At 36.7% G+C, this 13439-nt stretch carries 18 protein-coding genes; 16 read left to right on the top strand and 2 right to left on the bottom strand.

All coding sequences use genetic code 11. The features are described 5' to 3' along the window. Positions 1–59 precede the first annotated feature (59 nt). Together CWB66_RS17350 and trhA are read right to left on the bottom strand one after the other, a co-directional pair. On the bottom strand, positions 60–173 hold the full coding sequence (locus CWB66_RS17350) for a GNAT family N-acetyltransferase (protein WP_252371790.1): 114 nt from the start codon (positions 171–173) through the stop codon (positions 60–62). Between the two features lie 252 nt (positions 174–425). Then, complete coding sequence (gene trhA / locus CWB66_RS17345; RefSeq protein WP_138586346.1) at positions 426–1055, bottom strand: PAQR family membrane homeostasis protein TrhA; 630 nt, start codon at positions 1053–1055, stop codon at positions 426–428. 184 nt (positions 1056–1239) lie between these two features. On the opposite strand from trhA, the gene CWB66_RS17340 reads away from it, so the two are divergent. From CWB66_RS17340 to CWB66_RS17265, 16 genes are all read left to right on the top strand, one after another. Beyond that, the gene (locus tag CWB66_RS17340; protein ID WP_077535236.1) at positions 1240–1590 is read left to right on the top strand and encodes a hypothetical protein; all 351 of its coding nucleotides are present in this window, start codon (positions 1240–1242) and stop codon (positions 1588–1590) included. 217 nt (positions 1591–1807) lie between these two features. Beyond that, positions 1808–2080, top strand: a complete 273-nt coding sequence (locus CWB66_RS17335; RefSeq protein ID WP_138586345.1) for a hypothetical protein — start codon at positions 1808–1810, stop codon at positions 2078–2080. A 236-nt stretch (positions 2081–2316) separates the two neighbouring features. Continuing rightward, positions 2317–2895 (top strand): LON peptidase substrate-binding domain-containing protein, encoded by a 579-nt coding sequence (locus CWB66_RS17330; RefSeq protein ID WP_138586344.1) that lies wholly within the window; start codon positions 2317–2319, stop codon positions 2893–2895. A gap of 69 nt (positions 2896–2964) precedes the next feature. Continuing rightward, positions 2965–3588 (top strand): sigma-70 family RNA polymerase sigma factor, encoded by a 624-nt coding sequence (locus tag CWB66_RS17325; protein ID WP_138586343.1) that lies wholly within the window; start codon positions 2965–2967, stop codon positions 3586–3588. Further along, entirely contained in the window at positions 3581–4261 is a 681-nt protein-coding gene (locus CWB66_RS17320; RefSeq protein ID WP_077535240.1) for a ChrR family anti-sigma-E factor, read from the top strand. Before CWB66_RS17325 ends, CWB66_RS17320 begins: the two co-directional genes overlap by 8 nt. 8 nt (positions 4262–4269) lie before the next feature. Further along, positions 4270–5223 (top strand): YbgA family protein, encoded by a 954-nt coding sequence (locus tag CWB66_RS17315; RefSeq protein WP_138586342.1) that lies wholly within the window; start codon positions 4270–4272, stop codon positions 5221–5223. After that, complete coding sequence (phrB, locus tag CWB66_RS17310; RefSeq protein WP_138586341.1) at positions 5223–6617, top strand: deoxyribodipyrimidine photo-lyase; 1395 nt, start codon at positions 5223–5225, stop codon at positions 6615–6617. Before CWB66_RS17315 ends, phrB begins: the two co-directional genes overlap by 1 nt. Before the next feature lies 1 nt (position 6618). Further along, on the top strand, positions 6619–7047 hold the full coding sequence (locus CWB66_RS17305) for a nuclear transport factor 2 family protein (RefSeq protein ID WP_138586340.1): 429 nt from the start codon (positions 6619–6621) through the stop codon (positions 7045–7047). Between the two features lie 2 nt (positions 7048–7049). After that, a complete protein-coding gene (locus CWB66_RS17300) occupies positions 7050–7760 on the top strand; it encodes an SDR family NAD(P)-dependent oxidoreductase (protein WP_138586339.1) in 711 nt (236 codons plus the stop codon). Then, a complete protein-coding gene (locus CWB66_RS17295; protein ID WP_138586338.1) occupies positions 7757–9013 on the top strand; it encodes an NAD(P)/FAD-dependent oxidoreductase in 1257 nt (418 codons plus the stop codon). The genes CWB66_RS17300 and CWB66_RS17295 overlap by 4 nt, the downstream gene beginning before the upstream one ends. After that, positions 9006–9743 carry a DUF1365 domain-containing protein gene (locus CWB66_RS17290; protein ID WP_138586337.1) on the top strand — a complete coding sequence of 246 codons (738 nt, stop codon included), beginning with the start codon at positions 9006–9008 and terminating at the stop codon, positions 9741–9743. The genes CWB66_RS17295 and CWB66_RS17290 overlap by 8 nt, the downstream gene beginning before the upstream one ends. 39 nt (positions 9744–9782) lie before the next feature. After that, positions 9783–11045 (top strand): SAM-dependent methyltransferase, encoded by a 1263-nt coding sequence (locus CWB66_RS17285; protein ID WP_138586336.1) that lies wholly within the window; start codon positions 9783–9785, stop codon positions 11043–11045. Then, complete coding sequence (locus tag CWB66_RS17280) at positions 11020–11532, top strand: DUF2878 domain-containing protein (protein WP_138586335.1); 513 nt, start codon at positions 11020–11022, stop codon at positions 11530–11532. The genes CWB66_RS17285 and CWB66_RS17280 overlap by 26 nt, the downstream gene beginning before the upstream one ends. 207 nt (positions 11533–11739) lie before the next feature. Further along, positions 11740–12228, top strand: coding sequence for a chalcone isomerase family protein (locus CWB66_RS17275; protein WP_138586334.1), 489 nt, complete (start codon positions 11740–11742; stop codon positions 12226–12228). Position 12229: 1 nt separating this feature from the next. Further along, positions 12230–12769: a DUF3833 domain-containing protein gene (locus tag CWB66_RS17270; protein ID WP_138586333.1), complete on the top strand. Its 540-nt coding sequence runs from the start codon at positions 12230–12232 to the stop codon at positions 12767–12769. A 208-nt stretch (positions 12770–12977) separates the two neighbouring features. After that, positions 12978–13253: an HU family DNA-binding protein gene (locus CWB66_RS17265; protein ID WP_008166804.1), complete on the top strand. Its 276-nt coding sequence runs from the start codon at positions 12978–12980 to the stop codon at positions 13251–13253. Positions 13254–13439 lie beyond the last annotated feature (186 nt).

Here is a 13439-nt window from a genome sequence, read left to right as displayed (position 1 = left end):
AATAAATGGAATTGGTATTACCTGCCACCTCCGAATGATCTTTGATCAGATGTAGTATTTTATTGTAGTGCTTTACCAATACCCTTGCCTTGATGTTTCCAATGGCAAAAAAAGTGGTCGATATAACCATCACCTTGAACATCGGCATGACCTACGACTTCACCATTTAAAATAGCTACAAAAGGATTAATAGCGCTGATCCGTTTATACTATTCAGGTTGGTCATAATCATCAGGAGCCCATGCTTGAACTTGTACCTCTGAGTAGTCTTTAATGTTAACGTTCCTGATTGTGTTAAAAAAGATTTCTCTTAATGTTAGCTCATCACCATTTTGAAATTTTCTAATAATCAGCATATGTACCACTTTATTTAGCGAAAAATAAGTATATCGCTGTAGGTTACATTTTTAGAAATTACACATAGTCTAATATACATAATTACTAATCGAGATATAGTGACAAACACAACCAGCTATAACGAACAAATGCCAAATTGCGTGGCTAAATTGGGTGCTTTTAGCACTGTAAAATAAAGTACCAACGCTGTAAAAAATACCACCGGCGAGTAACCAGTAAAGTGCGTTTACATCAACACGCGAATAAAGTGGGTATACAATGGCCAGTGCAAACCAACCCATCAGCAAGTAGGTGGCGAGTGATATTTTTTTATTACCGTTTTTTACAAATACTTTGTACGCCACGCCCGCGAGTGCTACTCCCCATATAAAGGTAAGCGTAGCCCATGACCAAGCACCGGTTAATGAGATTAATAAAAAGGGAGTGTAGGTGCCGGCAATGAGTAAGTATATGGCGCAGTGATCGCACTTTTTATAAAAGGCTCTTAAGCGCGGCTGAATACTGGCGTGGTACAAAGTGGATGACAAAAACAGCACAAATAGGCTGCTGCCATAAATCGCAGTACTAAAATATGCTTTAGTGCTGGTGGCTTGGCTAAATAAGTCCCACATAACAAATACGGCAAAAATAATACCGAGTGCATGACTAATAACATTGAGTTGTTCTTCTTTACGAGAATAGGGCGCTTCTAGCGACATAACAGATCCTACCACTGTTGGAATGGATTTTAGTGTACAAGTGTACGCTGAAATTTTCAATCTAAGTTTTGAGCAATACTGAAGCGCTTTATTTAATAAACGATTTAGCTTTTACTTGATTTCAAAGAAAATTAATTCACTATGCTTACCTCTACTATAATCTAAATGATGAGTTGAAATAAACATGAAAACAGATTTAAAAGCGGCTTTACTTACTGCTGTTGTTTATCCTGGTGCAGGGCATTTTTCTTTAAAAAAACACTTAATAGGCGCTATTTTTGCGGGGGTATTTTCTGTACTGTTAATTTTAACTCTTCAAGATATATTTGCGATTGCTCAGTGCACGGCCAATGAAATTGTTTCGGGTAAAATTCCCATGTCGGTGACGGCTATTTTAAATGCTGCACATGAACCGTCAGATGCATGCGCTAAATTTGCAGAATATAAGTATTTACCTTTAATGATTGTGGTTTGGGTCTTGAGTATTGTCGATGCATATCGTTTAGGTAGAAAAGTGCTGCCCGTTAAAAAATAAGCTCCTTAATCGGAACTCAAATAATAGATGTAAACTTTAACTAAAAAATGGTCAAAAAATTAAAGTGTGTGGCTAAATTAACGAGAGGTGAATGGTTGTAATTAAGTCGTTTTATTAAAAGCTATTTAATTACAAGTGGTTATGTTTTACTTTGATGTTGGTATATCCCTTGATTGTATAACTATGTCTAAACAATACACAAACAAGGAATACCATTATGAAACATTCAATTAAAATCGCTATGGCCAGTTTATTAGTATTAGGTTCTTCGCAAATACACGCAACAGAAGTTGACCTAGATGTAGCTAGCATAGTGTCTCAAAGTGTAGCTAGTTACGTTAATCAAACTACATTTGAGCTTGAAAAATCTTTAAAAGAAACGCTTTATTTTGATGCTAAAACTATTTTAGATGGGTTATTAGAGGCGCCTACTTTAACGAATTCTACAGTGTCTGAAAATACTGACGCTAGTGTTAAAAACGTAAAATAAACCATCTAAAGGATTAAAACGATGAGCAGTGAACTTGGATTATTTGCACTAATGTTGGCACCAGTAGTAAGCATGATCAGCGCTTATTACTCGGTTCAAATATTTAAATTTATGGGTGGTTGGTTTAATATTTAACTAATTATATGGCAGGTAATTAATTCGAATCATATAAAGCTGATCGACTTAGCAAAAGCGCACGTAAATAAAGGCAGAGTGTTTGAAATAAGTAGATTTTTATGAAACGTGCGATTTTTCCATTACCGATTTTTATTTTACCAGAAGGCTACACGCGACTACGCATATTTGAACCTCGCTATTTAAATATGGTTAAAACCGCGTTAAAAAATAATACAGGGTTTGTGCTTTGCACGTTTGAGCATGACACACCATTTAATATTAGCGCACAAGGCTGCCTAGTTGATATTATTGACTTTGATCAAGACGATAACGACGTGCTTTTAATTGATGTATTTGCATCACAAAGCGTGCAAATAAACGATGTTTACCAAGACGAGTACGAACTACGCCATGGTCTCGTTTCACAATGTAATACACCTTATTGGTATAAAGATTCTAATAACGAAATTGGTGAGAACGACCGCTTACATGATGCGCTAAAAAGTGTATTTTTGGGTAGCCCAGAATTAAACACTTTGTATAAGCAAACACACTTCAATAAGTTGCCTTGGATTGCAGCCCGTTGGCTTGAACTATTACCTATATCTATTGAGAAAAAACAGCAACTTGCGTTTGAGACAAACTTTGATAACTTACTCAGTTTCCTCCATACTGTAATTAATAACGAATTTGCCTAAATTTTTATGATCCTGAACTAATTATTGCCCGTATTACATTACACAAAAGCAATAACGGGGTAAATTATTATGGTAAGTCAACAACAAACACTACGTTGTGAACCTAATACAGGTAAGTATACTGCCATGCCAGAAACGCCTAGTTCTGAACTGATGCAAGCATTAATAGCGGTTGCACAAAACCGTGATAAGAAAGCATTCGCTTATTTATTCGAGTATTTTTCGCCAAAAATAAAACGCTTTGGGATCAAGCAATTTGGTATTGAAGCGCAAGCCATGGAGCTTGTGCAAGAAACACTAACATCTGTTTGGCGCAAAGCGCATTTATACAACAGTGAGAAAGGGGCTGCCACTACGTGGGTTTACACCGTTATGCGTAATGCCTCATTTGATATGCTTCGTAAAATGAAGAGTAATAAAGAAGAAAATATAAGCGAAGATATTTGGCCGCTGTTAAATGATTCTGAAGATACAAACCATGAATACAGTGATCATTTAGAAGATCAACAAATTAAACGCTACCTTGATAAACTACCAATTGCACAAAGAGAGGTAGTCAGAGGTGTTTATTTTCAAGACATGTCGCAAGAGCAATTAGCTCAGCAACTTAATATTCCAGTAGGCACGGTAAAATCACGATTACGTTTAGCCTTGCAGAAATTACGTAATGAAATGGGAGATAAGCATGATTAAACATCACCCGAGTGAAACTTTACTTACAGAGTATTGCTCAGCATCGTTAAGCGCTTCTTTGAGCTTAGCTGTGTCTATCCACGTTGATATGTGCCCTGTATGCCAAGCAAAAGTTGCTAAAATTGAAGCAAGTAATGCAGATGAACTATTTAGTGAACAGCCAACTCAATTTGAGAAATCTCATAACGAGCAATCTGAGTCATTTGAAGAATTTGAATTAAACCTACTAGACATGATCACATCTGACAATTCGATTGATGAAGTCTACGAAGTTGCACCTGTGTCTATTAAAGTCAATGAGCACAAGTACCAACTGCCACGTGCTTTAACACGTATTTCTCATAGCAAATTTACGCAAGTAGGTAAATTAGCTCGCTCTCGTATTGCACTTGACGATGGAGCTCTACGTTCTAGCTTGCTGCATATTGATGCGGGTGGCGAAATACCAGAGCACACACACACAGGATTTGAGGTCACATTATTATTAGATGGCGAATTTAGCGATGAAGAAGATAGCTACGTTCCAGGTGATTTTATATGGCAAGATGGTAGTCACCAACATACCCCTTTAACAAAAGATGGGTGTTTGTGCTTTACAGTTGTCAGTAGTGCACTACATTTTAATAAGGGCTTCAGTAAGTTACTTAATCCAATTGGTAACTTGATTTATTAAGAGAATATATGCAAACAGATACAATAAAAATAGGTATAAGCGCCTGCTTAGCAGGCGAAAAAGTTAGATTTGATACGGGTCATAAAAAATCAAATTTTTGTATGGATGAGCTAGGAAAACACGTTGAATACACACGGTTTTGTCCTGAAGTTGCGGTAGGTTTACCGATCCCTCGCCCAACTATTCGTCAAGTGAGAGTAGGCGATACCATTAAAGTATGCCGCCCTGATGGGTCTGGTGAGGTTGGTCAGCAACTTACCGAATATGGTAAAAAAGTTGCAACAGAACAAGCCAAACAATTAAGTGGATTTGTATTTTGCGCAAAAAGCCCAAGCTGCGGCATGGAACGCATTAAAATATACAACGAAGCAGGAACAGGGAATACCTCTGAAGGCATTGGTTTTTTCGCTGAGCAGATAATGAAGCATAACCCGTTATTGCCATGTGAAGAAAACGGACGTTTAAACGACATGCATTTACGTGAAAACTTTGTAATGAGAATTTACGTATTCAAAAATTGGCAAAAGTTAGTGCAGGAGCCGCTTACGGTTCATAAGCTTACTCAATTTCATTCTCAGTATAAGTATTTGTTAATGGCTCATAATTATCAAGCTTACCGTGATTTAGGTAACTTATTGGGAACTTACGTCGGCGACGACATTAACGCACTTGCAGATGAGTATATTTTAGGTTTAATGACAGGCCTTAAAAAACCAGCTTCTCGCAGAAACAATTGCAACACGTTGATGCATTTACAAGGTTACTTTAAAAAAGAGTTATCGAAAGTAGAAAAACAAGAACTCCGTGATGCAATCGACGAATATCGCGAAGGTTTGGTGCCTTTATACGTTCCACTTACCTTGTTAAAACATCACTTGAAGGTTCATCCAAATGAATACCTTGAAAAACAGGTGTTTTTTAACCCTTACCCTCATGACTTAAAACTACGATTTGGTATTTAATGGATACACTATTTTGGTTTAGGCGCGACTTGCGCCTTTTTTCTAACGAAGCGTTAATTCAAACGCTAAACAATGGCGCTAAACACGCCATTTTTTTTGTGTCTGAAAAACAGTGGCAACAACATCAAGCCGCGCCTATTCAGATTGACTTGCTAAAACGAAGGGTTTCTTATCTTCAATCTCAGCTTGCAGATTATGGTATTACTTTACACATTATAGAAGCACCAAGCTTTTCTGATTGTGAGCGTGAGCTTATTGATTTTTGTAAAGCGAATGATGTAAAACACATAATTGCTAATGCAGAGTATGAGCTTAACGAAGTAAATCGTGATAAGGCGATTTTAGATAAATGTGACGAGCTCTGTATTACATTTACTTTGTATGAAGGCGATTTAATAGCGCCCGTTGGTTCGGTTAAAAACCAAAGTAACGAAATGTATAAAGTATTTACTCCGTTTAAACGAGCATGGTTAAAACAATACCAAGATACACATTTTAGTTTACCGCTGTGGCCTTTAAGTTCTGAGCCCGTTGAGTTTGATGAAAGTGGCTTATTAAAAAGTGATGGCAGCTCTGAAAAGTGGCCAGTTGACGATGAAACACTGGCAACTGTGGTTGATAACTTTATCTGCGACAAACTCACCAGTTATGATGATCAGCGTGACATACCAAGTATAAAAGGCACTTCAGGATTAAGCCCTTATTTAGCGTTGGGTATAGTGAGCACTAAGCAATTATTGATCAATATTCAGCAGCGTTACCCAGACATACTAACCACATCAAAAAGTAAAACCTTTACGTGGATAAATGAGCTCATTTGGCGTGAATTTTACAGACATCTCATTGCTGAATTTCCCAAGCTTTCCCGTGGCGACAACTTTAACGAAAAGTACAATGCAGTTGTGTGGCGCAAAAGTGAAAGCGAGTTTACAGCGTGGTGCGAAGGACGTACAGGTTACCCATTAGTTGATGCCGCTATGTTGCAACTAAAACAAACTGGTTGGATGCATAATCGTTTACGGATGGTGGTTGCAAGCTTTTTAACTAAGCACTTATTAATAGATTGGCGTGAAGGCGAGCGTTTTTTTATGCAGCACCTAATTGATGGCGATTTAGCCTCAAATAATGGTGGGTGGCAGTGGGCAGCAAGTACAGGATGCGATGCACAGCCTTACTTTAGGGTTTTTAATCCAATCAGACAAAGTGAGCGCTTTGATCCAACGGGCAAGTTTATTCGTAAGTATTTGCCAGAGCTTGAAAACGTGCCAGATAAACACATTCATTTCCCACATACTTACCTAGCCGCAACGGGTAAAGATAAGGAGTGTTACTGGCCAGCAATAGTTGATCATAAAGCAGCACGAGAGCGTGCGCTTAGCGCATTTAAGGTGTGATATGGATAACCAGTTACCAGTAGATAAGTTTATTTCAATATACCAACAGCTTAACAGTACCAATCTTGATTTATTAAATGATATTTACTGCGACAACATACAATTTATTGACCCTATGCATCAAATAAATGGCATTGTAGAATTACGTAAATATTTTGCTAATTTATATTGCAATGTTAAGCATTGCCAGTTTGATATTAGTGATTCGTTCCACAGTGATAATCACGCTTTCATTTACTGGACCATGTACTACGCACACCCAAAGCTTTCCTCTGGTAAAACCATCTCGGTTGAAGGACATAGTAAACTCATCTTTGAAGGTGGCAAAATTATTTTGCACAGAGATTACTTTAATGTGGGTGAGCTGTTGTACAAGCATATTCCCTTACTCGGCAGTGTTATAAAGTTAATAGATAAAAGGGCAGGCTAATTATGATCACACTTATAACAGGTGCTACCTCAGGCATTGGTGAGCAGTTAGCAATTAAATACGCACAAATGGGAGACACTGTCATCGCATGTGGGCGTAATAGTGAAAAACTCGCAGAGCTTGCTAAACACGAAAACATTCAAGCGTGCAAATTTGACGCTACCAACCTACAAGAGATCAAGGAAGCCACAATCGGTTTTCCTCATTTTGACCGCGTTATTTTAAATGCGGGTAACTGTGAATACATTGATGATGCTAGAAATTTTGATAGTGCACTTTTCGAACGTGTCATAAATGTAAATTTACTATCAATGGGGTACTGCCTTGAAGCTCTACTTCCTAAAATAAATGCGGGTGGACAGCTTGTGTTAGTTAGCTCAAGTGTGACTTACCTTCCTTTGCCGCGCTCAGAAGCCTATGGCGCATCAAAAGCGGGCGTAAGTTACTTAGCTAAAAGTTTAGCCGTGGATTTAAACGATGTTGATGTGACTTTGGTCCACCCTGGTTTTGTAAAAACCCCGCTGACGAATAAAAATGATTTTCCTATGCCTATGGCAGTTACGGCCGAAAAAGCCGCAGACTATATGATCAAAGGAATACACAAACGCCGCAAAGACGTACATTTTCCGTATCGTTTTACACTTATATTAAAAGCATTACGAATATTACCTCTACCGCTTTGGCTTAAAATAGCAAAAGGATTAACCCGTTGAAAAAAATAGCAATAATAGGGACTGGTGTATCTGGTTTAACATGTGGACATTTACTCCACAAACATTATGACGTGACATTGTTTGAAAAAAATGATTACATTGGTGGCCATACTGCAACTGTAGATGTAACTGTAGAAGGCGTTAAATACGCAGTAGATACTGGTTTTATAGTTTTTAACAATAGAACATACCCCTATTTTGAAAAACTACTTTCTCGGATAGGCATTAATAAACAAGAAACACAAATGAGCTTTAGTGTTCATAATGAAGCCACTGGTTTTGAATACAATGGACACACGTTTACGAGTTTATTTGCTCAACGCAGAAATATTTTTAGACCTAAGTTTTGGCGCTTATTATCCGACATTGTAAGATTTAATAAGTTATGTAAAGCATTGCATGAAAAAGATGATTACCAGCGTGAGCAATCATTAGGTCAATTACTCGACAAAAATAAGTTTAACGATTTTTTTAAATCTCATTACATTCTCCCTATGGGGGCAGCTATTTGGTCCACAAGCATAAAAGAAATGGAAAATGTAGGGGTTGAATTTTTTGTTAAGTTCTTTTTTAATCATGGTCTTCTCGATATAACAAATAGACCACAATGGTATGTAATACCCGGTGGTTCTCGCCAGTATATTAATCCATTGATTAAAGGCTTTGCAGACAAAATTAAACTTAATACAGATATTAAATCGGTTAATCGTGAAAACGATGAAGTTATAATCGAATTTGCAAATGGTGAGCAAAGTAAATTTGATAAAGTAATATTTTCATGTCATTCAGATCAAGCGCTTGCGTTGCTTGGCGATGCAACGCAGCAAGAAAAAACAGTATTAGGCGCTATTCCTTACACTAAAAACTCAGTGGTACTGCACACAGATACAAACTTGTTACCAGATAGGAAAGCAGCATGGGCTAGTTGGAATTATTTACTTAATGATAATACTGATAAAGCGGCCGTTGTTACCTATCAGATGAATATATTGCAAGGCATCCAATCAGATACCCAATTTTGTGTCACGCTTAATCACCTTGAAGGGATAGATAAAAGCAAAATTTTGCGCGAATTCACCTACCATCACCCCGTATTTAATCAAGATTCTATCGCAGCGCAAAAACTTAAACACAGTATCGATGGCCATAATAATAGCTATTTTTGTGGTGCCTATTGGTACAACGGTTTCCATGAAGATGGCGTACACAGCGGTGTAGATGTGGCAAAACAACTTGGGGTCGAGTTTGACTAGTGCAGTCTATTTAGGCGATGTAAAACATCGCCGTTTTGCTGTTAAAGAGCATCGCTTTAGTTATCCTTTATATATGATGTGGGTAGATATAAATAATCCTCAACAATTAAATGGTATCCATAAGCAGTTAGGAACATGTGGTTTTAAAGCGCTAAAATTTCAGCAAACCGATTATCTAACACACGTACCACAGCCAAATACATACTCCCTTATTGAACGTGCACATCACCAACTTGCCGCATTGGGGGTAAGTGAAACATTTAGCCATGTTTATATGCTCGGACAATTGCGTTGTTTAGGTATTTATTTTAGCCCCGTGAACTTCTACTTCTTTGGTAATAGCGATAATAGCTTTACGTACATGATTGCTGAAGTAAGTAATACACCTTGGAATGAACGCCATTACTATTTAGTCCCCCTAGAAAAAAAAGTGAACTTTAAGAAGGTTTTTTCCGTATCACCTTTTATGAATTTGGATATGAACTATCATTGGCATATCAAACATTCAAATGATAAAACATTGATACATATTGAAAATAAGCGCGATGAAGAGTTATTGTTTGATGCAACATTACGCCTAAAGCGTATAGAGCTCACCAACAAAGAAGTGAGTAAGTTACTAAAACGCTTTCCGGCGATGACATGGTCAATTTTTAAAGGTATTTATCATCAAGCATTAAAGTTATTTATAAAAAAAGTGCCTTTTTTGGGGCATTCGGGCAAACCATAAATCACATACAGATAGTTAGAAAAATAAATAGGTATTTAAATGGAAAAAGTGTCGAGCTTAAATTGTGAACAAAGTGCTGGCTGGTTCGCCAATTTATATAAAAAATTAGTTATTAGAGCATTTTCTTCAATTAAAACAGGGCAGATTGTTTTAGATGATAATAATGAACGAACCGTATTTGGTGATATATTATCTGATTTTAAAGTAACCGTTACGGTTAATGATAGAGCAATGTATAAAGCATTTGCTCTGTCTGGCAGCGTAGGCGCTGGTGAAGCATATATATTAGGACATTGGTCTTGTGATAATTTAACACGCTTCATAGAAATATTTGCAATAAACGAAAAGCAGCTTGATGAGTTCGAAAAAAAGTTCGCTTTTCTTAGTAATATTGCCCACCGGTTTAATCACATTAAAAATAAAAATTCTGAATCCGGTTCGAAAAAAAATATCGTCGCTCATTACGATCTAGGCAATGACTTATATGAGTCATTTTTAAGTAAAGAAATGCTTTACTCAAGCGCCGTTTATCCTACAAAAGAAGCGACACTTGAAGAGGCACAACAATACAAACTTAAACGTATTTGTGAGCAAGTTGAGTTACAACATGGTGACTCAGTAATAGAAATTGGGACAGGGTGGGGAGCATTTGCAATTTATGCTGCCACTAACTTTGATTGTCATGTAACCACCACGACTATTTCAGACGAACAACATGATTATGTGGCCAAAAAAGTTAAAGAGCTTGGTCTTGATAGTAAAATAACACTGCTCAAACTAGATTACAGACTGCTTAAGGGGAAATACGATAAGTTGGTATCTATTGAAATGATAGAAGCGGTTGGTCATGATTATCTACCAAGTTTTTTCACTCAATGCGGTGAGCTGTTAAAAGATAACGGTGCTATGCTTATTCAAGCGATAACAATTGGCGATCAGCGTTATAAACATTACCTAAAAAACTCTGATTTTATTCAGCAGTATATTTTCCCAGGTGGTTGTTTGCCGTCCCTTAACGAGATGAGCGAGCAAATCAAAAATAACACCGATATGGTTATTCATACAGTTAACGATATTGGCGCGCATTACGCGAGAACACTAGCTGATTGGCGCACTCGCTTTATACAAAGTTGGCCTGATTTAGACCGTTCTAAATTTGATGAGCGCTTTTACCGCTTGTGGTTATTTTACTTTGCCTATTGTGAAGGAGCATTTAGAACACGCTCAACAAGTACGGTACATTTAATGGCTCGTAAACCTCGTTTTGTTAGTAATAATGACTTCATTGCACTCGCTTATTAATTTTGCTTTGTTTCAAGCAGTCTGGTTTTTATCTCTGCTGCTTGAAGCTAATTCACTTATTTTCAGTGGCTTGATTGTTATTTTGATGTTTTTTTTGTCAAAACAAAAAAAACAAGACACCTTATTATTAATTAAGGCACTTCCCTTAGCCCTGCTTTTAGAATTTATTGCTGTTAAAGTAGGTTTGTTAGAATTTAAAGTTTATCCCTTTCCGCTATGGCTCGTTTTTTTATGGACCGCGCTGTTACTTTCTTTAAATACATCCATGCTTTTTCTAAGTAAATTAAAACTCTGGCAGTCATTTTTGGTTTGCCTGATTTTTGCGCCTGCAAGCTATTGGGCTGGAGCACGCTTTGGAGTTATAAGTTTTGGATTACCCCTATGGCAAGTTTGGCTTGCATATGGGTTACTTTGGTCATCAGTATTCACACTCATTGTTTTTATAAATCAAAAAATAAAGTCATCGGTAGCCATTGATCGAACCTAAGGCATTAGCCGTAATGTAATATCAATTTTATTAAAAAAATGATCGTTCTAGCGTATTAAATAGCTCACACACTACGTTAAAAATTATTTATATAGAACAACTATGTATCATAATTTTAGCCTTGTTATTGAGCTGTTTTCTTATCGCTATAATAGACCACTAATTTAATGCAATTGGTATAATTCATCTAAACGAAAGGATTTTATTTTGAAAGTTTTATTTAAAATTATTGTTTTTTATCTACTTACAACGCCCTTGGCATATGCAAGTGCTGAGTTTAATAAAGTAGGCGAGGCAAGAATGGAGTATTTATTTTGGGATGTGTATGACGCTCAATTATTTACTCATTCAGGTGATTACAGTGCTGGGACACATCCTGTTAAATTTAAGCTCACTTATTTACGTAATTTTGATGCTAAAGAAATTGTAAAAGCAACCAACGAGCAATGGACACATTTAGGTAAATCAAAGCTGTCTGCCAAATACGATACTAAGCTATTGTCTATTTGGCCTGATATTAAAAAAGGTGACTCGTTAACTCTTATTACAAATGAGCAAGGCGTAAGCACTTTTTATCATAACGATAAAAAAACGGGTCAGATCGAAGAGCCTGAATTTTCGAGCGATTTTTTAGCCATTTGGCTTGATGAAAATACATCTGAGCCAAAACTACGTAAACAATTATTAGGGAATTAAGATGAACGTATCAAATATGCTAAAACTGGTTGCTGTTAGCTTACTTGCTTTCCTTTTGGTGAGTTGTTCTGCGCCTAATGTCGAACATTATAAAAATACATCACCCAACTTTGACTTCAAAACGTTTTTTAATGGAAATTTGAAAGCCTACGGCGTTGTACAAGATTTTAAAGGTGAATTAACCCGTAAGCTTGTCGTAGACATGAAGGCGACTTGGGATGGTAGCGAAGGCGTTATTGAGGAAGACTTTATTTATGATGACGGACAAACACAGAAACGCATTTGGAAAATAACGCTAAATGATGATAACTCATTAACAGGCACAGCTGATGACGTTTTAGGTATAGCCAAAGGAAAAAGTCAGGGGAGTGTATTTCACTGGAATTATAATGTTGAGTTGCCATACGATGGATCAACTCTTGAGGTGAATTTTGACGATTGGATGTACTTGGTTACACAAACACGCTTGATAAACCGCACATCTATTGTTAAGTTTGGAGTCGAGGTTGGGGAAGTGACCTTAGTTATCGAAAAAATATAGTTGATTTAAATGTTACTTAACATGCGCCAAAATTGAACTTAAATTAAGTCTTTGTTAACCCAACACGCTGTATTTTACCGACAATTATTTAAATTTTACGTGTTTTTTAAGATTTTAAGCAAAAAATGCAATTTGCTGTTGCTAACTCTTCAAAAATGCATAAAGATAGGTTTTGCGAAGGCAAAATAATAACGAATAGGAATCTAAAATGAATAAAGCTCAATTAGTTGAAAAAATTGCTACTGATGCAGAAATCTCTAAAGCCGCTGCTACTCGTGCACTTGACGCGTTCACTGGCGCTGTAACTTCTTCTTTAAAAGAAGGCGATTCAGTAGCATTAGTTGGTTTTGGAACTTTCTCAGTAAAAGAACGCGCAGCGCGCACAGGCCGTAACCCGCAAACGGGTGCTGAGATCCAAATCGCAGCGGCAACTATCCCAAGCTTTAAAGCAGGCAAAGGTCTTAAAGACCAAGTAAACCTTTAATAGGTTTTATGCATTAAATAAAAAAGGGCTATTTAGCCCTTTTTTTTATGTTTAATACCAAACTGCATAAATCTTTGATCAATTTAACGAATTAAATTGCACTATAATGTCGTTAAAAATTTTTTATTTAGAACAAATAGATAAAAAAATTTTTGACTAGTTATAGCGTAATTTTCTTAACGTTAA

This window comes from Pseudoalteromonas sp. S558 (assembly GCF_005886635.1).
GTDB lineage: Bacteria > Pseudomonadota > Gammaproteobacteria > Enterobacterales > Alteromonadaceae > Pseudoalteromonas > Pseudoalteromonas aliena.
The sequence above is the reverse complement of the archived record's forward strand: the minus strand, read 5'-3'. Positions and strand labels throughout refer to the sequence as shown.